26 protein-coding genes and 1 tRNA gene are annotated in these 25,088 nt (G+C 50.1%); 5 read left to right on the top strand and 22 right to left on the bottom strand.

All coding sequences use genetic code 11. The features are described from left to right. The coding region (locus TDIS_RS04215; RefSeq protein ID WP_425263980.1) for a KdsC family phosphatase at window positions 1-347 on the bottom strand (347 nt) is incomplete at its 3' end. Then, a complete protein-coding gene (gene kdsA / locus TDIS_RS04210; RefSeq protein ID WP_068669631.1) occupies window positions 334-1,155 on the bottom strand; it encodes a 3-deoxy-8-phosphooctulonate synthase in 822 nt (273 codons plus the stop codon). The genes TDIS_RS04215 and kdsA, both read right to left, overlap by 14 nt. Before the next feature lie 42 nt (window positions 1,156-1,197). Here kdsA and TDIS_RS04205 point away from each other — a divergent pair, with 42 nt between their 5' ends. Beyond that, complete coding sequence (locus TDIS_RS04205; protein WP_068669629.1) at window positions 1,198-2,769, top strand: radical SAM protein; 1,572 nt, start codon at window positions 1,198-1,200, stop codon at window positions 2,767-2,769. Here TDIS_RS04205 and TDIS_RS04200 read toward each other — a convergent pair. From TDIS_RS04200 to TDIS_RS04125, 16 genes are all read right to left on the bottom strand, one after another. Next, window positions 2,746-3,300: a PilZ domain-containing protein gene (locus tag TDIS_RS04200; RefSeq protein WP_068669627.1), complete on the bottom strand. Its 555-nt coding sequence runs from the start codon at window positions 3,298-3,300 to the stop codon at window positions 2,746-2,748. The two genes, TDIS_RS04205 and TDIS_RS04200, sit on opposite strands and share 24 nt — an antisense overlap. A gap of 1 nt (window position 3,301) precedes the next feature. Next, complete coding sequence (locus tag TDIS_RS04195; RefSeq protein ID WP_068669625.1) at window positions 3,302-4,072, bottom strand: OmpA family protein; 771 nt, start codon at window positions 4,070-4,072, stop codon at window positions 3,302-3,304. Beyond that, on the bottom strand, window positions 4,072-4,836 hold the full coding sequence (gene pomA, locus TDIS_RS04190) for a flagellar motor protein PomA (protein WP_068669623.1): 765 nt from the start codon (window positions 4,834-4,836) through the stop codon (window positions 4,072-4,074). Before pomA ends, TDIS_RS04195 begins: the two co-directional genes overlap by 1 nt. A gap of 86 nt (window positions 4,837-4,922) precedes the next feature. Continuing rightward, window positions 4,923-4,999: transfer RNA gene (locus TDIS_RS04185), tRNA-Pro, on the bottom strand. 12 nt (window positions 5,000-5,011) lie between these two features. After that, the gene (locus TDIS_RS04180) at window positions 5,012-5,626 is read right to left on the bottom strand and encodes an XTP/dITP diphosphatase (protein WP_068669621.1); all 615 of its coding nucleotides are present in this window, start codon (window positions 5,624-5,626) and stop codon (window positions 5,012-5,014) included. Further along, window positions 5,608-6,330, bottom strand: a complete 723-nt coding sequence (gene rph / locus TDIS_RS04175; RefSeq protein ID WP_068669619.1) for a ribonuclease PH — start codon at window positions 6,328-6,330, stop codon at window positions 5,608-5,610. The genes TDIS_RS04180 and rph overlap by 19 nt, the downstream gene beginning before the upstream one ends. Continuing rightward, a complete protein-coding gene (locus TDIS_RS11530; RefSeq protein WP_425263981.1) occupies window positions 6,266-7,036 on the bottom strand; it encodes a 4Fe-4S binding protein in 771 nt (256 codons plus the stop codon). Before TDIS_RS11530 ends, rph begins: the two co-directional genes overlap by 65 nt. Before the next feature lie 304 nt (window positions 7,037-7,340). Beyond that, the gene (gene glmM, locus TDIS_RS04165; protein WP_068669615.1) at window positions 7,341-8,687 is read right to left on the bottom strand and encodes a phosphoglucosamine mutase; all 1,347 of its coding nucleotides are present in this window, start codon (window positions 8,685-8,687) and stop codon (window positions 7,341-7,343) included. Beyond that, window positions 8,684-9,331, bottom strand: a complete 648-nt coding sequence (locus TDIS_RS04160) for a CdaR family protein (protein WP_068669614.1) — start codon at window positions 9,329-9,331, stop codon at window positions 8,684-8,686. Before TDIS_RS04160 ends, glmM begins: the two co-directional genes overlap by 4 nt. Next, the gene (cdaA, locus tag TDIS_RS04155; RefSeq protein WP_068669612.1) at window positions 9,328-10,119 is read right to left on the bottom strand and encodes a diadenylate cyclase CdaA; all 792 of its coding nucleotides are present in this window, start codon (window positions 10,117-10,119) and stop codon (window positions 9,328-9,330) included. Before cdaA ends, TDIS_RS04160 begins: the two co-directional genes overlap by 4 nt. Further along, entirely contained in the window at window positions 10,120-10,965 is an 846-nt protein-coding gene (gene folP / locus TDIS_RS04150) for a dihydropteroate synthase (RefSeq protein ID WP_068669610.1), read from the bottom strand. Next, window positions 10,949-12,751 carry an ATP-dependent zinc metalloprotease FtsH gene (gene ftsH, locus TDIS_RS04145; RefSeq protein ID WP_068669608.1) on the bottom strand — a complete coding sequence of 601 codons (1,803 nt, stop codon included), beginning with the start codon at window positions 12,749-12,751 and terminating at the stop codon, window positions 10,949-10,951. Before ftsH ends, folP begins: the two co-directional genes overlap by 17 nt. Before the next feature lie 53 nt (window positions 12,752-12,804). Further along, window positions 12,805-14,163 (bottom strand): tRNA lysidine(34) synthetase TilS, encoded by a 1,359-nt coding sequence (gene tilS, locus TDIS_RS04140; RefSeq protein ID WP_068669606.1) that lies wholly within the window; start codon window positions 14,161-14,163, stop codon window positions 12,805-12,807. Then, complete coding sequence (locus TDIS_RS04135) at window positions 14,144-14,884, bottom strand: hypothetical protein (RefSeq protein ID WP_068669604.1); 741 nt, start codon at window positions 14,882-14,884, stop codon at window positions 14,144-14,146. Before TDIS_RS04135 ends, tilS begins: the two co-directional genes overlap by 20 nt. Window positions 14,885-14,887: 3 nt before the next feature. Beyond that, entirely contained in the window at window positions 14,888-15,955 is a 1,068-nt protein-coding gene (locus TDIS_RS04130) for a two-component system sensor histidine kinase NtrB (RefSeq protein WP_161939473.1), read from the bottom strand. 362 nt (window positions 15,956-16,317) lie between these two features. Next, window positions 16,318-17,664, bottom strand: coding sequence for a sigma-54-dependent transcriptional regulator (locus TDIS_RS04125; RefSeq protein WP_068669600.1), 1,347 nt, complete (start codon window positions 17,662-17,664; stop codon window positions 16,318-16,320). Between the two features lie 24 nt (window positions 17,665-17,688). On the opposite strand from TDIS_RS04125, the gene ribD reads away from it, so the two are divergent. Next, window positions 17,689-18,819 carry a bifunctional diaminohydroxyphosphoribosylaminopyrimidine deaminase/5-amino-6-(5-phosphoribosylamino)uracil reductase RibD gene (gene ribD / locus TDIS_RS04120; protein ID WP_068669598.1) on the top strand — a complete coding sequence of 377 codons (1,131 nt, stop codon included), beginning with the start codon at window positions 17,689-17,691 and terminating at the stop codon, window positions 18,817-18,819. Here the strand turns inward: ribD and coaE are convergent. From coaE to TDIS_RS04100, 4 genes are read right to left on the bottom strand one after another with little or no spacing between them, the layout of a single operon-like run. Beyond that, window positions 18,771-19,370: a dephospho-CoA kinase gene (coaE, locus tag TDIS_RS04115; protein ID WP_068669596.1), complete on the bottom strand. Its 600-nt coding sequence runs from the start codon at window positions 19,368-19,370 to the stop codon at window positions 18,771-18,773. The two genes, ribD and coaE, sit on opposite strands and share 49 nt — an antisense overlap. Continuing rightward, window positions 19,358-20,293 carry an RluA family pseudouridine synthase gene (locus TDIS_RS04110; RefSeq protein WP_068669594.1) on the bottom strand — a complete coding sequence of 312 codons (936 nt, stop codon included), beginning with the start codon at window positions 20,291-20,293 and terminating at the stop codon, window positions 19,358-19,360. Before TDIS_RS04110 ends, coaE begins: the two co-directional genes overlap by 13 nt. Beyond that, complete coding sequence (gene nth / locus TDIS_RS04105; RefSeq protein ID WP_068669592.1) at window positions 20,286-20,927, bottom strand: endonuclease III; 642 nt, start codon at window positions 20,925-20,927, stop codon at window positions 20,286-20,288. The genes TDIS_RS04110 and nth overlap by 8 nt, the downstream gene beginning before the upstream one ends. Then, the gene (locus tag TDIS_RS04100) at window positions 20,924-21,580 is read right to left on the bottom strand and encodes a hypothetical protein (RefSeq protein ID WP_068669590.1); all 657 of its coding nucleotides are present in this window, start codon (window positions 21,578-21,580) and stop codon (window positions 20,924-20,926) included. Before TDIS_RS04100 ends, nth begins: the two co-directional genes overlap by 4 nt. A 77-nt stretch (window positions 21,581-21,657) precedes the next feature. On the opposite strand from TDIS_RS04100, the gene TDIS_RS04095 reads away from it, so the two are divergent. From TDIS_RS04095 to ade, 3 genes are read left to right on the top strand one after another with little or no spacing between them, the layout of a single operon-like run. Further along, window positions 21,658-22,236 carry a methyltransferase family protein gene (locus tag TDIS_RS04095; RefSeq protein WP_084270951.1) on the top strand — a complete coding sequence of 193 codons (579 nt, stop codon included), beginning with the start codon at window positions 21,658-21,660 and terminating at the stop codon, window positions 22,234-22,236. Beyond that, window positions 22,233-23,450, top strand: a complete 1,218-nt coding sequence (locus TDIS_RS04090) for an MFS transporter (protein ID WP_068669588.1) — start codon at window positions 22,233-22,235, stop codon at window positions 23,448-23,450. The genes TDIS_RS04095 and TDIS_RS04090 overlap by 4 nt, the downstream gene beginning before the upstream one ends. A 4-nt stretch (window positions 23,451-23,454) precedes the next feature. Then, complete coding sequence (ade, locus tag TDIS_RS04085; protein ID WP_068669586.1) at window positions 23,455-25,071, top strand: adenine deaminase; 1,617 nt, start codon at window positions 23,455-23,457, stop codon at window positions 25,069-25,071. The last annotated feature ends 17 nt before the right edge of the window (window positions 25,072-25,088 follow it).

Genomic DNA, 25,088 nt, shown 5'->3' with positions numbered 1-25,088 from the left:
ACCCAGTCATCCCCCATATAGGCCACTTCGGCATCGGTTAGGCCCTTATCCTCAAGGATCTTCTGGTAGAGCCGCCCCTTTTCGAGCTCTCCTTGAAAGACGAGCTCTATACCCAGTTCGTGAGCCCGGTGTGTTACCGGCCGAGAGTTACGGCTTGAAAGAATCCCTACTTCCACCCCCGACCGCTGGAGGAGCTTGATTCCCATCCCATCCTGGACAAAAAAACTTTTGATTTCCCGCCCTTCGGCATCCACTATAATGCGGCCCTCGGTAAGGATACCGTCTACGTCAAGCAACAAAAGCTTAACTTTTCGGGCCCTCTTCAAAACCTCTTCAGGAAATTCCATGCCTTACCAGCACCCCGAAAATATCTTTGAGAATTGCAAGTAGAGACTCCACTTCCTTTAGGGGCAAGGAATTAGGACCATCGCATAGGGCCCTGTCCGGATCGGGATGAACCTCCATGAAGATTCCATCCACCCCACAGGCCACCGCTGCCCGAGCCAGCGGAGCCACGAAACGGCGGTCTCCTCCGGAAGCCCCTTTTGCCCCTCCCGGAAGCTGAACACTGTGGGTGGCGTCGAAGATGACCGGGACCTTGAAGGTCCGCATGATGGCTAGCGAGCGCATGTCCACCACCAGGTTGTTATACCCGAAGCTGTTCCCTCTTTCAGTAAGCATCACCAGATCCGCTCCTCCGGAGCGGGCCTTCTCTACGGCATAGGCCATATCCCAAGGGGCCATAAATTGGCCCTTCTTGATATTTAATGGTTTTCCAGTAGCGGCCGCTGAAAGGATAAGATCCGTCTGGCGACACAGAAAAGCCGGAATCTGGATAATGTCTACCACTTCGGCCACGGGTTTAGCTTGAGAGGTTTCGTGAATATCCGTAATTACCGGAACTCCTACCCGGCTTTTCACTTCTGAAAGCCACAGAAGGCCCTTTTCAAGCCCAGGACCACGAAAAGAGGAAACAGAAGTCCGATTGGCTTTGTCAAAAGAACTCTTGAAGACGTAAATATACCCCAAACCTTCGGCCACCTCCTTCATAAACTCTGCCACCTCAAGGGCCAGATCCAAACTTTCGAGCACACAAGGTCCCGCGATCAAAAGAGGGGCCTTTCTTTCTATCCACCAGGTCTTAAGATTAAACATGGTTTTAGTTTATTCTTTTTGGCTGGGATTAACAAGGCGGCTATGACTATCGTAGAGAAAGGGACTATTCGAAAACGCTGGCGAGGACGTCTTCCTATAGCTTTGGTCTTCCCCAATACCTACCGAGTAGGAATGGCCAACCTCGGCTTCCTAGCCCTCTATCAGTTTCTCAACCGCTACGAGGAGATCGTTTGCGAAAGATTCTTCTGGTCCCATGATCTTTCAAGATTGCGGTCTGTAGAAACAAACCGTCCGTTGAGAGACTTCAAACTCGTCCTTGTTTCCGTGCCCTTTGAAGGCGATTTTCCAAAAATTCTGAGTATCCTCAAGGCTGGAAGTCTAAGTCTTAATCCGGCAGAAAGGGAAGTTCCAGTAATCGCCGGTGGTGTAGCCATCTGGTTGAATCCCGTACCCCTTTTCCCCTTCCTAGATGGATTCCTTATAGGAGAACTAGAAACCCTAGGGGAACCCCTGGTAAGGGCTCTCCTTTCGGGAACTCCCGAAAAGCACTCCCTCCTTGAACGGCTTTTCGAAGTCCCTGGTTTTCTTTCCCCCAATGGGCCCTTTCCGGTGAAAATCGTAAAGTCTCCGAAACCAAAATCCCCCCTCTTCTCCACCATCACAACCCCAGAGGCCGAATTCGGAGAATGTCAGTTGATAGAAGTCACCCGGGGATGCGGACAGGCCTGCCGTTTTTGTGCCGCAGGCTATCTTTATCGACCTCCAAGGAGGTTCGAGCACCACGAACTTCTAGCGGTGATGGATGAGCTTTATCCCGGGGTCAAAGTGGGCCTCATCGGCCTGGAATTCCTAAAACATCAGGAGATAGAGGAACTGGCCCAAAAGCTCCTTGAAAAAGGACACCCCGTATCCTTTTCCTCCCTGAGAGTGGACGCCTTAAAACCGGAGTTGAGCCCTTTATTTGAGAGCACCCGTACGGTAACCCTGGCCATTGAGGCCGCAAGCGAAAGACTCCGAAGGATCATCAACAAGCGCCTAACCCGAGAGACCATTCTATCTATGGCCGAAATGCTTGCCACTTGGAAAGTAACTAATCTCAAACTCTATTTCATGTTTGGCCTACCTTTTGAAGAACCGGATGATCTCTCCCAGATTCCAGAACTGGTAGCCGAAATCAAGAAAATTTCCAAGAAGAGAATCACGGTTTCCCTTTCACCCTTTGTTCCCAAACCCTGGACTCCCTTCCAGTGGGCCTCTTTCGAGCCTCCTGAAAAACTCAAAGAAAAGGCCCGCACCCTGAGAAAAGCCCTGGGAGCCTTAAAGGTAAAGGTCTCTACGGAATCCGTTAAAGAGGCCCTTGTCCAAGCTCTAATCGCTAGGGGAGATGAAACCCTCAAAAATTTTATCCTGAGTATAGCCCAAGGCTACGGACTCTCTAAGGCCTTAAAAACTCTGGAAAAGCCCCTTTCGGAATATCTCAGAAGGGAAGAAGACCAAGGATTGCCATGGGAGGTTGTAGATCCTGGCATTCAAAAAGAATTTCTGTGGCAAGAGTGGATTAGAGCCCGGGAAGGTCGGGAATCACTACCCTGTAGACCTTCAAAGACCTGCCGTCTCTGCGGGGCCTGTTTAATCTTCGACGGCCCTTTTTGAAGCTTGAATTTGAAGGAGCTGTTTCTTAAAAATATGTTGCACCAAGCGGTCCAGATCCTCTTCTGTGAGCCAGACAAATTTAAAGGCTGCTTCTTTATCCTCCACCCTAACCACTTCACCGTAAGCCCTGAAAAAGTAATATTCCGGGAGAAGGCCGATATCAAACTCAAAAATCTCTCCCATATCCGGGAGGGGTTCCAAGGCGAACCGTAAACCGGCGCCACTAATATTGACCGCCACTTCCTGAAAGTCTTGAAGGATTTCTTGCTTAAGAGTTAGTAGTATACGGTCAAGCTTTAGGGTCAAGATCTCCAAAATCTCTGCCAAATCACGGTTTTTTTCCCAAAGTCTTTTTAGATGGTAATTCAACTTTTTGACCTCGCCCGGCCCCCTTAAAGGATCTATCCAAGGGGATTCTTTACCGCTTTTATAAAGGGCTATCTTTTTTTGAAATTCCTCAGGAGAAATCTTTCGATACTTAAGGAGAATGCGATCATCTATTCTTACGTGGGTTCGTGCCTCTCGGCCCATATTAAAGCCCCCTAGGAATGGGTCCTTGTTCCTGCTTGCCGGAAAAGGTCTCCCTGTATTTTAAAAGAGGAGTTTTCTTTTGTAAAAGCACTATTTCCACCCGGCGATTGGCAGCTCGGTGTTCCGGAGAGTCGTTGGGATAAAGGGGACGCGAAGGGCCATAGCCCACTGCGGAGATCTGTTCAGGAAGAACGTAGTTTTTTTTCAGAAGATACTGAACCACAGAAACGGCTCTAGCGGCGGAAAGTTCCCAATTTGAACGGTAAGGCCCTTTTTTTGGGGGAATATCGTCGGTATGGCCAGCTACAATGATCTCCCCGTCAAAAAGCTTGAAAACCTCGCCCAAACTATCAAGGATCTGTTTAGCCTGGGGAGTAAGCTCGGCACTACCTGGCGGGAAGATAAGTCTATCTTTCATTCTTAGAACCACACGATCTTCAAGAGATTCTATCTGAATCTCTCCTTTTATGAGTTCCAGTTTCACGGCCGACTTTAGTCTTTCTAACAGTTCCTCCACCGTAAAACGGGCCTGGAATTCTCGGGAAACGATATCCAAACCCTTGGGGATCTCAAAGACCACTTCTTCCCTTTGGACGCCAAAGGCCTCCCGCAAAGAACCGGCCACCTCTTTGAATTTGGCCACGTCCATCTCCGAAAATGAAAGTAGAAGTACAAAAAAACACATGAGGAGGCTCATAAGATCCGAAAAGGTGGTCATCCATTTGGGAGCACCCGCTTCACACTTAGGCTTTTGGGCTTCCTCTTTGGGCATTATTCTTCAGCTCCGGAGGCCTTGCGTTTTTTGGGGGGTAGAAAGGTCTGAAGCACTTCTTCTAGCACCCTAGGATTCAACCCTTTTTGAAGTCCTATGACCCCTTCTATGATGAGCTTTTTGGTAAGTTGTTCCTCTTGTGAACGATGAGCCAGCTTGTCGGCAATGGGCAAGAAGACCAAATTGGCAAGCACGGCTCCGTAAAGGGTGGTCAAAAGGGCCACTGCCATCGCCGGACCAATGGACTTCGGATCCTCCATAGACGAAAGCATCTGAACCAGCCCGATAAGAGTTCCGATCATTCCAAAGGCCGGAGCCGCATCCCCCATAGATTTGAACAGATTCTGGCCGGTTTCATGTCTTTCAGCCGTAAGTTGCACCTCTTTCGAAAGAACTTCCTCAATAAAATCCGCTTCATGGCCGTCCACACAGAACATGATGGCCTTCTTCAGAAAGGGATCCTCAATGGGTTGTTTCTCTAATTTAAGAAGTCCTTCCCGGCGGGCTATATTGGCCAGAGTGACAATCTCTTTGATAGTCTCCTCTGGGGGTTTGGCTTTATAAAAGAAGGCCTTCATGGCCACATTGATGGATCCCAACACTTCGTTTAGGGAAAATCGTATAAAGGTGGCCGCGATGGTCCCCCCCACAACCACCAGCACCGAAGGAATATTGATAAAAATTCCCAAAGAACCGCCAACTAAAATAGAGCCCAAGAGGAGAACTATACCCAATATCAACCCGACAACGGTTCCAAGATCCATATAAAGCCCCTTTCTTATGGTGCTAATTTATTTATCGGTGGATTCCTACTTTTTGTTTATACCGAAATCGGGGGGAAATGGAATATTGGTCGGGGCGGGCGGATTTGAACCGCCGACCCCCTGCTCCCAAGGCAGGTGCGCTGCCAGGCTGCGCTACGCCCCGTCTGATTCTATTTTACAGGGCTTGTAGGAAATCGGGAAGAAGTTCAATGAGAGCCGCAAGGGCCCTTCCACGATGACTTAACCGGTTTTTGGTCTCTGGAGAGATCTCAGCCGCGGTCTTTCTGAAATCGAACTCCAGGGGTAAAAACACCGGATCGTAACCAAATCCCTCTTCCCCTCGCGGGGAAGTAGCAATCAATCCCTCCCAAACCCCTTCAGCCTTAAGCCAACGCCCTGAGGGATGATAAATGATAATCACACATCGGAATCTGCCTGTCCGATTCTCCCAAGGCACATCTTTCATTTCCTCAAGGAGCTTTCGGATATTCTCCTCGTCCGTGGCTGAGGGACCTGCATAACGGGCCGAATATATTCCAGGCGCCCCTCTCAAGGCATCCACCTCAAGCCCGGAATCATCCGCTAGGGCTAGTTGCCCCGTAGCCAAAGCCCAATGCCTAGCCTTGAGAAAAGCATTGTCAAAGAATGACTGTCCTATCTCCTCTGGAGACTTTATCTCTGGAAAATCCTCCGGAGTAAGAATTTTTAAAGGCAGATCTTTGAGAAGGGTCTTTAGCTCCCGGATCTTTCCCTGGTTCTTGGTAGCCAGCACTAAAGTTTTTCTTCGCATGCCAACACCTCTTTCTGAATTTTAATGAGCTTTTCGATGGCCGAAGCCGCAAGGGTCTTCATTTCCTCAAAGGTTTTCCAAGAAAAAGGGCCCTTCTCGCCAGTGGCCTGAATCTCCACCCATTCTCCCTCCTCGGTCATCACGAAATTGGCATCCACTTCCGCCACCACATCTTCCTCAAAAGCAAGGTCTACTACTACCTCACCCCCCACAACTCCGCAACTCACAGCTGCAAGGTGGGTTTTGACCGGATCCCTTTCGAGTATTCCTTGAGAAAGAAGACGATTTACGGCCAACCTCAGGGCCACAAAAGCCCCTGTGATCGCCGCCGTACGTGTGCCGCCATCGGCCTGGAGTACGTCGCAATCAACCCAAAAGGTCCTCTCTCCAAGAGCCTGAAGATCGACCACTGCCCGAAGACTCCTTCCTATAAGACGTTGAATTTCCTGAGAACGCCCTTTACGACCAAGCGTCTCCCGCGGGGTACGGGTCTCGGTTGAACGGGGAAGAAGAGCATATTCGGCCGTAATCCAGCCTGTCCCAGTATCTCTTAGAAAAGAAGGGACCTTATCTTCTACGGAGACCGCACACAAGACCTTGGTATCCCCAAGTTCTATCAGAGCAGAACCCTCAGCATATTTAAGAAAATTTGGAATGATTTTTACGGGACGGAGTTCCTCTGGTTTCCTTCCGTCTGGTCTCATATCTCATTTCTGCAACAGATAAAGGGATAAAGTCAAGTTCCTTTTCAAACCGAAAAGAGGTATTAAGGACTATTGATTTAGTGGGACAGCTATTTAAGCAATTTAAACATCGAATACATTCTTTACTATTCAATTCTTTCGGAATTTTTAATTCCATAGGACAAAACTTTTCGCAGATTCCGCATCGAATACACTTTTCTTCTTGCCATCTAAGTCTGAAAAGCCCTACCTTATTAAAGAACCCATAGATCAATCCTAAAGGGCAAAACAGTTTGCAAAAGAAACGAAAATACGTTATGGATCCTAAAAATATAATCCCTAGGAGAAAGGTCTTCCAGTAAAAGACTAAACCAATAAGAGTTCTCAATTGGGGTTCTATTAGAAGATTAAGAAAACCAGCCTCCAAGGTTCCTGCCGGACAGAAGAGCCGGCAGAACCAAACCTCTCCATAGCCGGCCTCTCCCTGTAGAACCAAAGGCAACAACAAGACCAAGAAAATTAGGAGCAAAATTTTGATATTTCTAGTGGCTCTAGGGAGACTTATTTTGGGGCTTGGCACTCTATACAAGAGTTCTTGTAAAAAACCAAAAGGACAAATCCAGCCACAAATAAATCTTCCCAAAAAAAGGCCATAAAAAAGGAAAGTCCCTAGGACATAAAGAGCAGCCTTTAAGGCTACCTGGGGTAAGGCCCTCAAAGTGCCCATCACGTGCTGAAGAACTCCCAGGGGACAGGCCATGATAGCCAGAGGGCAGGAATAACAGTTAAGCCCAGGGAAACACAAGTTTTTTAATTTCCCGGTATAAATTCCCCCTTTTATGAGAAAACCAAAATAGGAATTCGCCCATAAGGCAAATAGAAACTGAATGAAAATTCTCTTTCTCATTGAAGCCCCATGCAAGAAAGGCAAAGACTTATCGCTCGCGAAAAGACAAATTTATAACCTCCGAGAAAAACTCCACCTAAGAGAAATAGGGCTCCCAACCACCAAAGAAATTTAGGAATTGAACTCAACATAATCTTTGCTTTATGAAATCCGCCACTTCTTCAGCTAACTCTTCAATAAAACCCCTGTCTTCTCCCTCCACCATGACTCGATATTTGGGCTCGGTTCCGGAGGGCCTAACTAGAATTCTTCCTTTATCACCCAACATTTCTTTTATACTCCTAACTTTTTCACTGAGGCCTTCTATCTCGTCCAGCGGTTTTTTCACTTTTACCTTTACGTTCTTTAGTACCTGGGGCATCCTTTCAAAGAGTCGGAACACTTCCGAAGCCGGTCTTTCTTTGATCTTTAAAATAGCTAGAACTTTAAGGGCTGTAAGGATGCCGTCGCCGGTGGTATTGTGATCCAAAAAAACGATGTGGCCGGACTGTTCTCCGCCTAGGCAATAGCCTCCTCGCCGCATTTCCTCCACTACATACCGGTCTCCAACCTGTGTTCTCACCAACTTTATGCCGTGCCTCGAAAGAAACTTCTCAAATCCGAGATTGCTCATCACCGTGGCCACCACGGTATTCTTCCTTAGGGCCCCCTCTTCCTTTAAGAACAGAGCGCATAGGGCCATGATTTGATCGCCATCCACCACCCCCCCTTTTTCATCCACCAACACCAGCCGATCTCCATCTCCGTCAAAGGCCAGCCCCAGATCGGCCCCCTCTGAAAGGACCCTTTCTCGCAGACCATCGGGATGTAGAGCCCCACAACCATCATTGATGTTCACTCCATTGGGTTCACAGCCCATCCTTATCACCTTAGCCCCTAGTTCCTCAAGAAGTTCGGGGGCTATACGGTAGGTAGCTCCGTGAGCACAATCCACCACCACCTTCAAGCCCTCAAGGTCTAGTCTTTCAGGAAAGGCCTTCTTGAGATGTACCATGTAACGCCCCCGGGCGTCCTCTATCCGGCGGGCCTTACCCAATTCCTTCCCTAAGGCCTTTTCTTGTTCCAAAACCTCATCTTCAAGCAGGGCTTCAATCCGGGCCTCAAGTTCATCCGAAAGTTTGAAGCCATCCGCTCCAAATATCTTGATACCGTTGTCGTAAAAGGGATTGTGAGAGGCTGAAATGACCACGCCGGCTTCAGCCCGAAGATCTCGAGTAAGGAAGGCGATGGCCGGAGTAGGCATGGGCCCTACCAGCCAGGCTTCCGCTCCCATGGATAGGATGCCAGCCGAAAGGGCCATCTCTAGCATATATCCGGAAAGTCGAGTGTCCTTGCCCACGATTATACGCCGATGATAACCTTGATTGCGAAATAGATAACCTACAGCCAGCCCCACCTTGAGGGCCACCTCCGGAGTGACCGGATAGCGATTGGCCTCGCCTCTTATGCCATCGGTGCCAAAAAGATTCATGGTTCCTTCCTCCCAATTTTGACTACTACTTGGACCCTCTCAGGATAAACTTCTACTATACCTTCCGGAATAGAGAGAAGTACCTCCAGCTTAAAGGATTCCCGTCTTTCTGAAAGATATACCGGAGCCGTGTAAAGGAACTTCAGATCTCGAAGTACAGTTCGGGCTCCCTTTATCCTTACACTAGCAGGTCTTATCCTCACCTCTTTGACCTTGAAACCCTCCGGTAACTCACCTCTGAGGTCCACTTTCACTTTGATCCACTTCTGAATCACAGAATCTAACAAGATCTCGGCCTCTTGAGGAATAACTTCTATAGGCTTCAATCCCGAAGGAAGTTTTACATTTTCGGGAGGAATCCTCAGAATGTGTCGCCCAGGGGGATAACGGGAAAGATCTAGACTAAGGATCAAGGGCTCCCCGGAAAGACTCCTCATGATACTCCTAGGACCGATAACTTTGAGGCGAAAGGTGGATGGTTTCACGTTAAGTAAAAGGGTGTTGGGAGGCAGGTTTCGAAAAACCAGCTTCAAGGGAAGTTCTCGTTCTATCTTATCCTGAAGAACTACAAAAAACCACAGTAGAAAGGCAAAAAAGAGGGCGAGAAATTTCAGAAACAAATCTTTTTTTCTTCTGCGCCTCATTTAAAGATCTTTCTCCGCCACCAGGGTTCTATGGAATGAAATCCCAAAAATTCGGAAAGCATCTTCCTCAAAGTGGGAGCGGAAATGTCCCGGGTTATCTTCCCTCCCACCGCCAGAGAAATAGCTCCGGTCTCTTCGGAGACCACCACTGAAACCGCATCGCTTACCTCTGTGATACCGATGGCCGCCCGGTGCCTGGTACCGAGCCCTCGACCTATATGGGGGTTGGTCGAAAGAGGAAGGATCACAGAAGCGGCCAGCAGACGTCCCTCTCGAATAATGACCGCTCCGTCGTGCAGAGGGGAGGTGGGATGAAAAATACTTATCAGGAGATCTCGGTTAACACGGGCCTCTACCGGAATACCCGATTCGATAAACTCGTTAAGTCCTGTCTCTCTTTCAAAGACGATAATGGCTCCGATTTTTTTTTCCGCCATAAAACTTACGGCTTTGACCACTTCTTCGATCACTTGGGAATATTCGGTCTGAACCCTCACAAACGGAGATCGGCCCATGTGAATGAGGGCCCGGCGGATATCTTCCTGAAAGATGATAACCACCACCAGAAAGATGGAAGACATAAAGGTTCCGAGAAGCCAGTGAAGGGTGAGGAGCTTGAGTTCTCCGGCTAAAAAATACATGACCACGATTACGCTCAAGCCGGCAGCCATCTGAACCGCCCGCGTCCCACGAATGAGAAGAAGGATGCGGTAAAAAAGATAGGCCACTATCAGGATGTCCAAAACGTCCTGCCAGCGTAAAAACTTCCAGAAGGGCCAGAATTCCATTTAAGGCTCCCTTATAAGGGCCTCTATCACCCTTATGACATCCTTGCACATCTCCACATTGTGTACCCTCACAATATCCACCTTCTGAAGGACCCCATAGGCCACCACCGCAGCGGTGCCAGCATCCCTCAGGCGGGCCTCCTTCCCTAAAATCTCCCCTAGAAAAGACTTGCGGGAAGGCCCGAGAAGAACCGGATAGCCCAACTCCCGAAAAACCGAAATTTCTCTGATAAGTCTGAGGTTGTCCTCGAACCTTTTCCCAAATCCGATCCCGGGATCAAGAATGACCTTTTCCGGGGCGAGCCCTAAAGAAAGGGCCAGTTGAGCCCTCTCCTTGAGAAAGGTCTTTATCTCTCCCAATACGTCTTCATACTTAGGGTCCATCTGCATGGTCTGAGGAGTGCCCTTCATATGCATGAGAACCACCGGAGGACGATATTTACGAATTACTTCTGGCATTCCGGGATCAAACCTTAAAGCACTCACGTCGTTTACAATGTCCGCGCCGACTAAAAGGGCCTCTTCGGCCACCCGGGCCTTATAGGTGTCCACCGAAATCGGAATTTCAGGAAATTCTCGCCTGATGGCCTCTATCACCGGAATAACCCTGCGCAACTCTTCTTCTTCTGGGACCGGTTTAGCAAAGGGTCTAGTGGACTCGCCCCCAATATCCAGGATATCGGCCCCTTCTTTGATAAGCCTTTCGGCCTGCCTTAAGGCCGCTTCTTTTTGATAAAATTGGCCGCCATCAGAAAAAGAATCCGGGGTAACGTTTAGAATCCCCATCAAATAGGTACGTCTTCCCCACTCAAAAATCTTTCCCCTAATACTAAGCGATCTCAACATTTTCTAGAGGCCTCAAATCCTTCAAGAGTTCTTTCAAGCCCTCGCCGTCGATAGTTTCTACCTCCAAAAGGGTCTCGGCCAAGATATGAAGGTATTTAATATTCTTGGCTAGTAATTCCCGATCCTTCTCATAACACGCGCGAACGATTTTCTTGATTTCCTCATCTATCTCACGGGCCGTCTCCTCGCTATAAGCCCGAAGGTCCGTATAATCTCGTCCCGAAAGCAGTCCGGGCTCCCGATGGGGAAAAGTACAGGGCCCTAGCCTATTGCTCATGCCCCACTCGCAAACCATCTTTCTGGCAATCTCGGTAGCCTTTTCCAGATCATCTCCCGCACCGGTGGTGGCCTGTCCGAAAACATATTCCTCGGCCACCCTTCCTCCCAAAAGGACCATAATTTTTTTCAAAAGGTAATCCTTAGAATATACGTGGCGTTCATCTAAAGGGAGTTGTTGGATAACCCCTAAGGCCCTCCCTCGAGGAATAATAGAAATTTTATAAACGGGATCTGTCCCCGGAAGGAGGTAAGCTATGAGGGCATGACCGGCTTCGTGATAGGCCGAAAGCTGTTTTTCTTCTTCACTTATGACGATACCCTTCCTTTCGCTTCCCAGAAGGAGTTTGTCTTTAGCCTTTTCTATATCCTCCATTTCCACCTGGGATTTACCCTGTCGAGCCGCTATTAAAGCCGCCTCATTCAAAAGATTGGCAAGATCGGCTCCGGTAAAACCAGGGGTACCTTTCGCAACCAGAGAAAGATCAACTTCTTTGGCCAGTGGTATCTTGCGGGCATGCACTCTCAGAATGGCCTCCCGGCCCTTTAAGTCTGGAGGAGGAACCTCTATCCGACGATCGAAACGACCGGGACGCAGCAGGGCCGGATCCAAAATGTCCGGACGGTTGGTAGCCGCTATCACCACAATTCCCTCTTGGGATTCAAAACCATCCATCTCGACCAATAACTGATTGAGAGTCTGCTCCCTCTCCTCATGTCCCCCGCCGACCCCAATTCCTCGGTGGCGTCCTACGGCGTCTATCTCATCGATAAAGATGATACAGGGGGCGTGTTTCTTGGCCTGAGTAAAAAGATCTCGTACCCGGGCCGCCCCTACCCCTACGAACATCTCTACGAAATCCGAACCGCTGATGCTGAAAAAAGGCACCCCGGCCTCCCCGGCAATGGCTTTGGCTAGAAGGGTCTTCCCTGTACCTGGCGGCCCGACCAGAAGAATACCCTTGGGCATCCGTCCGCCTAGCCTGGCAAACTTTTGAGGATCCTTCAAAAATTCAACCACTTCTTTGAGTTCTTCCTTGGCCTCCTCCACCCCAGCCACGTCTTCGAAACGGATTTTTACCTCTTCCGGACGCACCAAGCGAGCCCGGCTACGCACAAAGGAAAACAATTTGGAGGAGGGCGAAACCGGTCTAGAAGAAATCAAGAGGATTAGTAAGAATATTCCTATCACTATCAAAAAAAGCATTTCGAAAGAAAAAAAATCCAACCCGGATTTTTTGACATAAACTTCGACCAGATACCTTTTCAAAAAGGGAATAAGTTCCGGATCTTCTGGGGCATATACGGTATACTTTTTGCCTTTGGTGGTCAGGACTTCTATTTGGCGCCCCTTGAAAACGACTTCCTTGACCTTTCCAGCCCTAACCTCGTCCAAAAACAAGTTATAACTCAAGTTGTCCTGAGAGGAGGGATAGAAAAAAACCACCAAAAAAAAGACAAGCAGGAGACCAAAACTTGCTATCCCTACCTTTTTCCAGATATCGATCAAAACTCAGACCTCACGGCTTCAACTAAAAAGCTATTTTAAAAAAAACAAAAGAATCAGGCAATCTTTTGAAAGCTTAAACAAAGCCCTTCTTCCTCAGAAGAAGCCTTGTATTCCGGATGGACATAGTATCCTGGGATAGCCACGATTCGACCGTCAATCTCAATTATAGGTATCCGATCCCTTTCTTCGGCCGTAAGACCCTTCTCCCAGAAAAATTTCTTGAGCTTTTTGTGCCCTACCGCCGGCCAATAAATGCGATCCCCTGGTTGGCGGTTTCGGATGATGATGGGAAAAGAAACCTTCTCAAGCTTCAATTTAATGTCTCGTGGAGAACAGCGGGTCTTGATCTCTAAAATGACCTCCCCTCCGATAGGCAAGGAGTATCTCCCCGGTCCAGGAATCTTTAAAACGAACGGAGAAAAAAGCGCAGGTTTTGGAACAAAGCGTATGAACCCCGGTCCCCTGATGGCCTGAAAATTTCCGGGAAGGGGCACTGGCCCTCTAGCCTTGCCGGAAATCAGGTTGTTCAGAGCCTCAAGATGACTTTGACGCATTCGAAAAAGGGACACTCCAGCTTCCCTTAGGGCCAACCAAAAAACCCGACGCCTTAGAGCCGGCGGTATATCTTTGAGCACCGGGACCCTTAAAGCGATCTGTGGTTTACGCACCAGGGCCTTTTCATAAGCCTTCCGGGCCAAGTCCTCAATTAGTTCCTCCTCCTCGGCCAAGATAAGGGCCGTACGCTTGAGGTTTTCCCTAACCTTTCGGTGAAAATGTCTTTCGAGAAAAGGAATCAAGAGATGCCTTACCCGATTGCGTAAGAAACGGACATCCTGATTGCTCTCGTCCTCTACCCAAGAAAGTCCCCACTCCCTGGCAAAGACTTCGATTTCCTCTTTGGTAACCAGAAGAAGAGGTCTTATGAGGTGAGCCTCTCTTTTGATAGGGATACCGGCAAGCCCTCTTCTGCCGGCTCCGCGAATAAACTTGAGCAAAACCTCCTCGGCCAGATCGTCGGCATGATGGGCTAAGGCGATCTTCTGGAGATCAAGGAGGTTATAAAGCCTTTCAAAAAAGCGATAACGCAATTCTCGGCCAGCCATCTCCAGACTAATCTTTTCTCTCCGGGCATATTCCTTGACCGGGGCTACACCATAAATAAAAGGCAATCCTTTCTCTTGGGCCTGGCGATAAACAAAGAGGGCATCCTTTAAAGAATCTTTACGCCATCTGTGATCGTAATGGGCCACCCACAGCCTGAGGTCGTATTCCTTCCTTAGCAGGTAGAGCACCTCTAGCAAAACCATGGAATCCACTCCCCCGGAGACCGCCACTAAAACCCTGTCTCCAGGAGAAAGAAGACCATATCGTTCAATAGTCTTTTTGACGGTTCTAAGAAGAGAGGACCTCAAGGATCTCCTTAGCTTCTCCGGTATGGCGTCTGTAAGCTTCTTTGGCCAATCCTAAAAGTTCGCTACCCACTTCCTTCCAAGAAGGCAAGGTCCCTAAATGGACAAATTTTTCCTCCGGGGGGCGAATTTTAGGAAATTGCAATTGAGTCCCAAGACTTTCGATAACCTTATCTTTCTCTTCAATGCCGGCTATCTCAGAGGGTACCCTTTCCCCCAAGGATCCCAAAAAGGAAAAGATACTTCCAAGATCATACTCCTTATTGAACTCTTTTATGTCCTGTTCGATGAGCTCTGCTTGAGTCTTCAAAGAGTCAAACTTTTTTCGATATGCTTCGTTTTTCTCTAAAAGTCTTTTGTAGGTTTGTTCAAAAAGCTTTATAAATTTCCTTTTAGAAGTAAACCCCTTACTCTTCAATTCTTTAAAAAGTCTGCGCCTTATATTTTTGGAGGAAAGAATATACTCATCATAATATGGCTCCAGGGAAACTCCGGTAATTTCTTCAAACCTTTTCAAAAGATTTTTGTCTCTGAGCATATAAGCCAGCCTGATCAGCTCTTTTAAAAGATTCTCCTCCTCCTTTTCAAACTCCTTCAACTTTCGCCCATAGTCCTCAATCTCTTCCTCAATGACCTTGCGATGGGTGAAATACCTCTCCGCAATCTCACGTTTGATCTCTAAGACTAAAGATTCCGCCAGATCTTCGTATCCCGAAATAGTCATGATTTACCTTGGTAATTTTATTTCAAACAAGGTTCCTTCCCCTTCTTTGGAAAAAAGTTTCACTTCTCCCTTTAAATTTTCCACTATTCTGTAAACCACCGCAAGTCCCAAACCTGTCCCGGTGGGTTTAGTAGTGAAAAAGGGTTCAAAGATACGGGAACGAATATCTTCTTTTATTCCCGAACCATAGTCCCTTACTTTTATGAGGTAATCCCTGTCCAAGAGCTCCACTTCTATCTCTACCTCAGATCTTTGGACTTCTCTCGAAGCCTCTACGGCATTTATCAGAAGATTTTCCAGGATCTGACGCCATTGTTCTTTATTAGCCTCTATTTCTACACTGGGAACTCGAGCCTTCATTTTCACTTGAGAAAATAATGGTTGATTGGTATCCAGGATCTCCCGGAGTAGATCTTTCAAATTAAATCTTTCCTTTTCCCCTCTTTCGGGACGGGCAAAGAAAAGAAAATTGGTCACCAAACGATTCAATCTCTCGGTCTCCCTGGAGATAACCTCTAAAACTTGTCCCAACTCCCCGGAAGATCCCAGATTTTCCTTTAAAAATTGGACCCCACCGCTTATACTAGCCAAAGGATTTTTGATTTCGTGTATCAGGCCTGCGGCCATGGTCCCTAGAGAGGCCAACTTCTCGGCCTCTCTCAAACGCCTTTCCTTCTTTTTAAGTTCTGTAATATCCTGGAACAGGAACCCCCAACCCAGTATTTCCTTTTCGCGCCTCAAGGGGAAGATCGAATAGCCCAGGATCCGCTTTCCCAGATTCGTCTCTCCTCTCGAAACTTCCGTACTAATATCTTGTCCTAAAATCTCCTTCAAGGACTGACCACGAGCGATCTTTCCCAATATTTCTCTGGCTCTTGGATTCCATGAAAGGACCTTCAAATTCGGATCCAAAAACAGAAGACCTGCCGAAAGCGAAGAAAGCAAATAACGCTGAATGTCCTCCTTTTGGGTAATTTCTTCTCGCAGTTCCGACAACTTTAGGGCTAAATAACTTATAAGACCGAGGGCGCCTACATAAAGAAAAAAAGACAGCCAATCGTTATAGCTCAAAACAAAACCTTTATTAAAGAAGAAATAGACCATAAGCAGAAGAGAAACTAGGGCTATACTATCCGTCTTTTTAACATCTTTGGTTAAAGCCGTTTCTAATGCGGGCATAAAAAGAAGAAAAAAGAGAGGACTTTCTTGGCCTCCAGTAAAATAAAGCAAAATAAAAATCAAAACAAAATCCAAAGATTTGCTAAACCAAAAAAGAAAATTTTCAGAAAGGATGCGCATTAAAAAAGAACAAACCAGAAAGCATATCATTAGGTATATCGCTAACCCTGGGATAAGGGATTTCAAACCAAGATTCAGCAAAAACAGAGCTAAAAAGGAGGCTAAGACAAGACGAATTATAAAAAGAGATTTCATCATAGGCCGTATTTTTGCAAACGATATCGCAATGATCTAGTTGAAAGACCCAAAAGTTTAGCAGCGGCTTCCCGGTTCCCGCCGGTTTTCTCTAGGGCTTGCTTTAGCAATGATTTTTCTATAGAAGCCAGATAGGCCTCCAGATTAAGTCCCTCTTCCGGAAGAATGGGAAAGTTCCTCTCAGGGAGACTCTTTTTAGAGAAGGAAAGATCAAGGCTTTCCGGGAGAATGAGAGGTCCAGATTCCAAGGCCACGGAACGCTCGATAATGTTCTCAAGCTCCCGAATGTTTCCCGGGAAATCGTATTCCATAAGGGCCTTGAGGGCGTATTCCGAAATCCCTTGAACATCTTTTTTCATCTTCCGGGCGTATTTTTTCAAGAAATGGTTCACCAGAAGTGGGATATCCTCCTTCCTTTCACGAAGAGGAGGAAGATGAATGGAAAGGACATTGAGGCGAAAATAGAGATCCTCCCGAAATCGTCCGGCTCGCACTTCCTCCTCAAGATTTTTATTGGTAGCCGAAATGATACGTACATCTACTTTAACCTCTTTAGTACTTCCAAGAGGGGTGAAGGTCTTGTTCTCCACCACTCGGAGGAGTTTAACCTGGAGTTCTGGAGGCAAATCTCCGATCTCGTCAAGGAAGATGGTTCCCTGGTGGGCCAGGGCAAAGAGCCCCGGCTTGTCCTTAGTGGCTCCGGTGAAGGCCCCGGACTTGTAACCAAAAAGTTCTGATTCGAGAAGCGAGGCCGGAATGCCGCCACAGTTTACTACTAAAAACGGCTTGTTTTTCCTCGGCGAAAGCTCATGGATGGCTCGGGCCACGAGCTCCTTCCCGGTCCCAGACTCCCCGGTGATAAGAACGTTGCTTTCCGCCTGGGCAACCTTGGGAAGCAGGACAAAAAGCCTCCTCATGGGAGGACTCTGCCCCACAATTCCCATGAACTCTTTTGGAGGGGCCTCTTCCACAGAAGGAAGCCTCAGAGCCTCATTGATCTTATTTCTCAGAGTCTCGAGCTTGAAGGGTTTAGGAACGTAATCGAAGGCCCCCTCTTTCTTGGCCCTGACTGCAGAATCTAGGGAAGCGTAAGCCGTAATAACAATAACCGGAACATCAATTCCCCGTTTCCTAATGATTTCCAAAAATTCAAGGCCTTCCATCTCGGGCATACGAAGATCTAGAAGGATAAGGTGAGGCCGCTTTCTTTTAAGGATGGTCAAAGCCTCCTTTCCATTCTGACTTACAAGCACTTGATAGCCTTCTTTTTTAAGAAAAAGGCTCAAAAACTCGCGAAAACTTGGGTCGTCGTCCACGATCAAGATTTCGGGTCTTTGGGTGGGCATGATTTTATTATATGCTAAAAGACCATGAAGGAAAAAGAAGACGTCCGTTTCATGCGGCTGGCCATAAAGGAGGGCCTGAAAGGTCTTGGGAGAACAAGCCCCAACCCCCCGGTAGGGGCGGTGGTGGTTGATCCGAAAAGCGGAGAAATCATCGCCCGGGGCTATCACCGCCAGGCCGGAGAACCTCATGCCGAGGTGGAAGCCTTGAGGCGCGCCGGAGAGCGGGCTCGTGGGGCTACCCTCTATGTCACTCTTGAGCCCTGCAATCATTTTGGGCGTACCCCACCCTGCACCGAGGCCATTCTGGCCGCGGGTATAAACCGGGTGGTTGCGGGCACGAGAGACCCTAATCCCAAGGCCCGGGGAGGTCTGGAATACCTCCTTAGCCGGGGCCTTGAGGTTCGCTCCGGGATTCTTGAAAAGGAATGTCGGTATCTCACCCGATTTTTTTTAAAAAAGGTCCTTACTGGCCTTCCTTGGGTCATCATAAAGGTGGCCGCAAGCCTTGATGGTCGCATTGCCACCCGCACCGGAGACTCGAAGTGGATTACCGGCGATAAGGCTCGTCGTTTCGGTCACCGGCTGAGGAACATCTGCGACGCCATCTTGGTGGGGAGAAACACCGTGCTTGCCGATGATCCCGAGCTCACCTGTAGGATTCCAGGTGGCCGGAATCCAATAAGGATCATTCTAGACACCCGTCTTTCCCTTTCCCCGGACTTCAAGGTCTTTGAAACTGCGCGGAAGGTATCCACCTGGATCGTCTGCGGAAAAGAGGCCGATCCCGAAAAGGAGAAGGTCTTCCAAGACCTGGGAGTGAAGGTCTTCCGTTTGCCGGAGAAGGCCGGACGGATAGACCTTTCATCCCTACTTGAGGTCCTCGCCAGACAAAACATCCTCTCGGTCCTCGTCGAGGGCGGGGGCGAGGTTCACGGGAGTTTTTTGGACGAAGGGCTGGTGGACGAGGTCTTCTTCTTCGTAGGCTCGGTGGTCATCGGTGGAAGGGAGGCCCCACAGGCGGTAGCCGGCATGGGCCCCAAAAGGCTCTCTCAGGCCCTCTGGCTGAAAAATTTAAAGGTCAGGCGCCTTGGAGATTCCTTTCTCTTTCATGGTCTTTCGGAGCAGGGCCTCCGCATCCTTGAGAGCAACTCTTGAAGTTCACGCTTCAAAACTTCCGGAGCTTTCTCGGACGAAAAGGTTCGGTCGGCCCGCTTGATCTTCTCTGATAAGGAAAGTTGAGTGGCGAGAAGTCTCTCCACGAGCTCCGGGTCAGATAGCCTTTGGTGGAGCCTGGCTTTCTGAGTTTCCTTATCACAGGCCACCACCCAAACCTCGTCAAAAAGCTCTTCCCAGCCGGCCTCAAAAAGGAGGGGGATTTCAGCAAAGACAAACTCCGTCCCGGAGTGAGCCTCGAAGAAGGCAAGAAGCTCGTCTTTAACTAGGGGATGAAGCAGATCCTCAAGCACACTTCGAAAGGCCACATCCTCCACAAGGCGTCTTAAAATTAGCCGACGATCGAGGGCGCCCTCAGGTCCTACGGCCCACGGACAAAGTTCTCTAATCCTTTCATGGGCTGGACCACCCGGAGCTATAAGTCTCCTTACAACCTCATCGGCCGAAAAGGTAGGATAACCGAGTTCCTTGAGGATCGCGAGGAAGGTGGTTTTTCCGGTGGCTGGGCCACCGGTTACAGCTATCTTTCGCAACCCCTGAGCTCCTCAAGGAGTTTTTGGAAATCCGGAGGCGGTGGAGCCTCAAAGGAAAGCTTCTCCCCGCTTACAGGGTGTTCAAAGGAAAGCCGCCAGGCGTGAAGCATTTGTCTTTCGGCCTTCGGCCCTTGGGGACGCCTTCCCCCGTAAAGGGAATCTCCCACGATGGGGTGCCCGATATGGGAAAGATGCACCCGTATCTGATGGGTGCGGCCGGTGAGGGGGCGAACCTCAAGGAGGGCCGCCCGCCGAAAGGTCTCCCGCACCCGGTAAAAAGTCTCGGCCTCCCGCCCCCTGAGAGCCCCGGCCATCATCTTTTTGCGATGCACCGGATGCCGTCCTATGGGCACGTTTATCCTTCCGGCCCGGGGCTCTGGCACCCCGTGGACCAGGGCCAGATACCATTTCTCCACCTCCCGGCCCTTGAACATGGCGGTAAGCCTGAGGTGAGCCCGGTCATTTTTGGCCACCACCATGAGGCCGGAAGTATCCTTGTCCAGCCGGTGCACGATCCCGGGCCGAAGCTCCCCGCCTACACCGGAGAGCCCGGAAAGCCTCTTTAAAAGCCCGTGTACTAGGGTGCCTTTTAGGTGCCCGGCCCCGGGGTGCACTACCACCCCCGGGGGCTTTACGATCACCGCAAGATCTCCGTCTTCATAGAGGATCTCAAAGGGGACCTCCTCAGGCTCAAGGGATACCTCCTCGGGCGGAGGCACCCTAACCATGATCTCCTCCCCGGTTCTCACCTTCCGGGAGGCCTTGAGCTCCCCTATCCCTTTGATCTCAATCAGACCCTCGGTCACAAGCCTTTTTATTCGGGAACGGGTAAGCTCAGGAATTTTTTCCGCAAGGAAGGCGTCCAGACGTTTACCGGCGTCCTCGGCATCAACTTTCAAAAGAAAAACTTTCTCTTCAGGCAAGGTACTCCTTGGCCGAGGGACAGAGGTCTTTAACGGGACATTTCTCGCACTTAGGTTTTCGGGCGGTACAGATCTTACGACCATGAGCCTGGAGCACATAAGGGATAACGGCCCAGTCTTCCCTCGGGATGAGGTCCATGAGGTCCTTTTCTATCTTGTTGGGGTCCTTTTCTTGAGATAAACCCAGCCGGTGGGCCAGGCGCCTCACGTGGGTGTCCACCGGAATGCCATCCACAATGCCATAGGCGTTGGCAAGCACGATGTTGGCCGTCTTTCGGGCCACTCCCGGAAGCTCAAGCAGAGCCTCCATGCTCTTAGGAACCTCGCCGCCATATTTTTCGGCCAGGATCCGACAGGCCTCCTTGATGTATTTGGCCTTCTGTTGATAGAAACCCGTGGGCCGTATGTCCTGAGCCAGTTCTTCCAGATCAGCCTCAGCAAAGGCCCTGACATCGGGATATTTTTTGAAAAGTTCCGAGGTCACCTGATTTACCCGCTCGTCCGTACACTGGGCCGAAAGGATGGTGGCCACGAGAAGTTGCAAGGGATTTTCAAATCGTAGGGCAATCTTGGCATCAGAATAGGTCTCTTTTAAAATCCTCAAGATCTCGTGAATCTTTTCTCTATCCCTCATAGCCTTTCCTCGAAGGTCTCCTTGAGGTGCTTGAAGAGTCCCTCCGAAAAGCCCGTCTTTTCCGGAAGCTCGAGCCGCGAGAATTCTCCGGGATAGGCCCTTTCTCCGGCCTCCTTGGCCTGATTGACGAGGCGAGAGCTCAAGGTGGGACGCAAGGCCTCGCTGGAGAGGAAGAAAAGTAACAACCTTCGAAAAAGAGACTCGTCATAAGGGGCAAGTAGCTTTCCCCCGGCAAGCTTATCCTCGAGCTCATAGCAGAGGTTCTTCAACTGATTCAAAAGAGGAATCTTGATCTGGGACTGGACCTGCTCCTCAAGATGGAGGTATTCTAGGGCGAGACGTCCGTACTCCCCAAGTGCGAAATCCCGCATGAGAAGATGTTCCCGGAACCATTCCGAGAACCTGGTCCGCAGATAATCTACCAGGCTCATGAAGTCCACCTGAGAGCGTTGGAAACGCAACTCTTCAAGACCCAAACCGGCAAGCTCCGCAATACGCTCTAGAGTAAAAGTACCGGTATAGATGTGAAGCAGGGCCGCGAGATAATGATTATCCGAAAAAATAACCTGTTTTCCCATGATGGTGTCCTGCGGCCTGCGCTTACGATAGCGCTCAAAGGCCTCGGTCACCCAACGCGAGGTAAAATAGGTCATCCATCTGCTCCCAGAAATTTTGCTAAAATTTTATAGCACTTTTCTTCATACCAAAAGGTCTTTAGAATTCTAAAGTTATGACCTTTTGGGAAGCTGTAGCGGCCTCAACGATGGCCTTTTGGCCTCTCATACCCCTCTTCTGGATACCCCTTCACCTGTTTCCCGGCCTAAGAAAACGCCTAGGGCTTTGCTATTACCCCCTGATCATCGCTATCTGGTTGGCCCTGGCCTATCTGATGTTTACCAAAAGGGCCCACGCCTTCCTAGGACGTTTCGAACCCCCGCTCCTAATAGCCCTTTTAGGGGCAGTCTTATTCCTGGTCGGACTCGGGCTCCAAATAGCCACCGCCCTCATTCTGGGAAGAAGGATTATCGGGCTTCCCCATTTCAAGACCACCTCCAAGGACCTCCTGGTTACCGAGGGACCCTTCGCCCTCTCGCGCCATCCCACCTATCTGGCCCACACCCTGATCTTCCTCGGGGCTTTTCTCCTTACGGGCTATTGGGTGGTGGGGCTGGTGGCCCTTTTGGATTTCTTGGTGGTGCAGCTCGTGATCATACCGCTTGAAGAAAGGGAGCTCCTTGAGCGTTTCGGTCAAACCTATAAGGCCTACCGAGAAAAAACGCCCCGCTTTCTTCCGAGGTTTCGGCGATGAGAGACTTCTATCGCAAAATGATGGTAGTGGCCCTGCTCTATCTGGCTGAAGGGCTACCCTTCGGGTTTGTTTATGTCACCCTTCCGGTCTATCTCCGAAGCGAAGGGGTCAACCTCATTGAGATCGGCCTACTATCACTGGCCGGACTCTCTTGGAGTCTAAAACCCCTCTGGGCCCCGCTGGTTGACCGCTACGGGCAGAAATACCACTGGATGGTGGGAGCCCTTCTCGGTCTTGGCCTTTCCGTAGCCCTCCTTTCCCTGGTTCCTCCGGCGGGAAAACTTTACATCCTCTTTGTTTTTTTATGCACGCTTTCTTCGGCTACCCTGGACATCGCCGTGGACGGCTACACCATAGAACTCCTCACGGAAGAGGAACTCGGCCCCGGGAACGGGGTGCGGGTTTCGGCCTACCGGGTGGCCATGATCGGCTCCGGAGGCGGTCTCGTGGCCCTCTCCCACTTCCTAGGCTTCAAACCGGCCTTCCTGGCCTTAACGGTGGTCTTCCTGGCCCTTGCCGGCCTCATCCTCATCCTCCCGGATACCAAGAAGCCATCTATTACCCAAAAGACTTACAATATATTTGAGCAGTATCTTTTACCATTAAAAGATTTTCTTAAGAGGCCCTATGCCCTGGCCATTCTCTTTTTCGTACTTTTTTTCAAGATCGGGGATGCCACCATGGGTTCCATGATCTATCCCTTCTGGGTGGATCGGGGGTTTACGAAGCTTGAGATCGGCCTCATCTCCGGCACCCTCGGAAGCATCGCCACCATCGTAGGCTCCCTCGTGGGAGGGGGGCTCATCCGGTATCTCGGGCTCTTCCGGGCCTTATGGATGCTGGGGCTAACCCAGTCCCTCTCAAACCTGGGCTACGCCTACGCCGCCCTGCCTGATAGTGCCCGCTGGACCGTCTACGGAGCCTCCATTATAGAAAGCTTCACCGGAGGGCTTGGCACGGCGGCCTTTCTGGCCTTCCTCATGCGCCTCTGCCGTAAGGACATGAGCGCCAGCCAGTACGCCCTACTCTCCACCCTTTTCAGCCTTTCCTTTACCCTTTCGCGGGCCCTCGGGGGCTTCGGGGCCGAATACCTGGGCTACGCCAGCTTCTTCTTCCTCACATTTTGGATATCGCTCCCGCCCCTCCTCCTAGTCCCCCTTGTGATAAAGGCCGTGCCGCGAGAAAAAACCGACAGGAACCACAGGGAGGGCTAGCCGGATGAAGTTCAGGGCCAACCTGGTAAACCCCGAGGAGCGGACCATCATCCCTTCTGAAATAGAGGTGGAGGGGCCAGTCATAAAAGCCATCCGGAGGATAAACGAACCCTGTCAGACTTACATCCTTCCCGGATTCGTGGACGCCCACGTTCACATCGAAAGCTCCCTGATGGTGCCCTCACAGTTTGCAAGACTTGCGGTAAGACACGGGACGGTGGCCGTGGTTTCCGATCCCCACGAGATCGCAAATGTTCTTGGTCTTGAGGGCGTCCGCTTCATGCTGGAGGACGCTCGGAGGGTGCCTTTTAAGTTCTGTTTCGGGGCCCCTTCCTGTGTGCCCGCTACTCCCTTTGAGACCAGCGGGGCCCGCCTGGGCCCGGCAGAAGTGGAGGAACTTCTGAAACTTCCGGAGATAGGCTTCCTCAGCGAGGTGATGAACTTTCCCGGGGTCCTTGCTGGTGATGAGGAACTACTTGCCAAGATAGCGCTGGCCCAAAAATACGGAAAACCCGTGGATGGACACGCCCCGGGGCTTCGCGGAGAGGCCCTTACCCACTACATCGAGGCCGGCATCTCTACGGATCACGAGGCTTCAAGCTATGAGGAGGCCCGGGAGAAGATAGAAAAGGGTATGAAAATCCTCATAAGAGAGGGCTCGGCAGCCAGAAACTTCGAAACCCTCTCCCCGCTTATTTCCGAATATCCCGAAAGTCTCATGTTCTGCACCGACGACAGCCACCCCGACGATCTCCTCAGGGGTCATATAAATTCCCTGGTGGCAAGGGCCGTAAAGGAAGGACATGATTTATTTGAAGTCCTTAAAGTCGCCTGCCTTAACCCCGTAAGGCATTATGGCCTTAAAGTGGGAACCCTGAAAGAGGGAGAGCCAGCCGACTTCATCGAGGTGAGGGATCTCACAGACTTTGAGGTCGTGAGAACCGTCATCAACGGCCAGGTAGTCTTCGAGAAGGGCGAGGTGAGGATGGCCCCTCCGCCCTGCCCCATCCCCAACCGGTTTGAGGCCAGACCCAAAAACCTCCAAGACTTTGAATTTGTTTCCGATTTCAGGGAAATAAGGGTCATAGAGGCCCTTGATGGCGAACTTTTTACCCGGGAGACAAGCTTCAGGACCCGCAGCCGGATCTTCGAGGCCGATCCCGAACACGACATCCTGAAAATAGCCATCATCAATCGGTATCAAGAGGCCCCACCGGCGGTGGCCTTCGTAAAGGGTTTCGGTCTGAAGAAAGGGGCCATCGCCTCCTCGGTGGCGCATGACTCCCACAACCTCGTGGCCGTAGGGGTTAGCGACGAGCTTATCGCCAAAGCCGTAAACCTGGTAATAGAGAACCGGGGCGGCCTTGCGGCGGTAAGCGAGGAGGCCGAAATGGTGCTGCCGCTGCCGGTGGCCGGTCTCATGAGCCCGGAGGAGGCCTTCGAGGTGGCCCGGAAATACGAGGAAATTGATCGCTTTAGCAAAGAGGTCTTGGGTTCCCGCCTTACGGCCCCCTTCATGACCCTCTCCTTCATGGCCCTTCCGGTGATCCCCGAGCTCAAGCTCACCGATCGGGGGCTATTCGATGTCCGGACCTTCCGCTTTGTCGAGGTTTTAAGATAAAAACGACGTTGTGTGGG

Origin of the sequence: Thermosulfurimonas dismutans, from assembly GCF_001652585.1 — a bacterium.
Lineage (GTDB): Bacteria > Desulfobacterota > Thermodesulfobacteria > Thermodesulfobacteriales > Thermodesulfobacteriaceae > Thermosulfurimonas > Thermosulfurimonas dismutans.
This window is presented reverse-complemented; position numbering and strand designations above follow the sequence as displayed.

Excerpts from the sequence above, each read along its gene's own strand:
- kdsA (WP_068669631.1), bottom strand. The coding sequence starts at position 1,155 with ATGTTTAATCTTAAGACCTGGTGGATAGAAAGAAAGGCCCCTCTTTTG.
- TDIS_RS04205 (WP_068669629.1), top strand. The coding sequence starts at position 1,198 with ATGACTATCGTAGAGAAAGGGACTATTCGAAAACGCTGGCGAGGACGT.
- TDIS_RS04200 (WP_068669627.1), bottom strand. The coding sequence starts at position 3,300 with ATGGGCCGAGAGGCACGAACCCACGTAAGAATAGATGATCGCATTCTC.
- TDIS_RS04195 (WP_068669625.1), bottom strand. The coding sequence starts at position 4,072 with ATGCCCAAAGAGGAAGCCCAAAAGCCTAAGTGTGAAGCGGGTGCTCCC.
- pomA (WP_068669623.1), bottom strand. The coding sequence starts at position 4,836 with ATGGATCTTGGAACCGTTGTCGGGTTGATATTGGGTATAGTTCTCCTC.
- TDIS_RS04180 (WP_068669621.1), bottom strand. The coding sequence starts at position 5,626 with ATGCGAAGAAAAACTTTAGTGCTGGCTACCAAGAACCAGGGAAAGATC.
- rph (WP_068669619.1), bottom strand. The coding sequence starts at position 6,330 with ATGAGACCAGACGGAAGGAAACCAGAGGAACTCCGTCCCGTAAAAATC.
- TDIS_RS11530 (WP_425263981.1), bottom strand. The coding sequence starts at position 7,036 with ATGGGCACTTTGAGGGCCTTACCCCAGGTAGCCTTAAAGGCTGCTCTT.
- glmM (WP_068669615.1), bottom strand. The coding sequence starts at position 8,687 with ATGAATCTTTTTGGCACCGATGGCATAAGAGGCGAGGCCAATCGCTAT.
- TDIS_RS04160 (WP_068669614.1), bottom strand. The coding sequence starts at position 9,331 with ATGAGGCGCAGAAGAAAAAAAGATTTGTTTCTGAAATTTCTCGCCCTC.
- cdaA (WP_068669612.1), bottom strand. The coding sequence starts at position 10,119 with ATGGAATTCTGGCCCTTCTGGAAGTTTTTACGCTGGCAGGACGTTTTG.
- folP (WP_068669610.1), bottom strand. The coding sequence starts at position 10,965 with ATGTTGAGATCGCTTAGTATTAGGGGAAAGATTTTTGAGTGGGGAAGA.
- TDIS_RS04135 (WP_068669604.1), bottom strand. The coding sequence starts at position 14,884 with ATGACTATTTCGGGATACGAAGATCTGGCGGAATCTTTAGTCTTAGAG.
- TDIS_RS04125 (WP_068669600.1), bottom strand. The coding sequence starts at position 17,664 with ATGCCCACCCAAAGACCCGAAATCTTGATCGTGGACGACGACCCAAGT.
- ribD (WP_068669598.1), top strand. The coding sequence starts at position 17,689 with ATGAAGGAAAAAGAAGACGTCCGTTTCATGCGGCTGGCCATAAAGGAG.
- nth (WP_068669592.1), bottom strand. The coding sequence starts at position 20,927 with ATGAGGGATAGAGAAAAGATTCACGAGATCTTGAGGATTTTAAAAGAG.
- TDIS_RS04100 (WP_068669590.1), bottom strand. The coding sequence starts at position 21,580 with ATGACCTATTTTACCTCGCGTTGGGTGACCGAGGCCTTTGAGCGCTAT.
- TDIS_RS04095 (WP_084270951.1), top strand. The coding sequence starts at position 21,658 with ATGACCTTTTGGGAAGCTGTAGCGGCCTCAACGATGGCCTTTTGGCCT.
- TDIS_RS04090 (WP_068669588.1), top strand. The coding sequence starts at position 22,233 with ATGAGAGACTTCTATCGCAAAATGATGGTAGTGGCCCTGCTCTATCTG.
- ade (WP_068669586.1), top strand. The coding sequence starts at position 23,455 with ATGAAGTTCAGGGCCAACCTGGTAAACCCCGAGGAGCGGACCATCATC.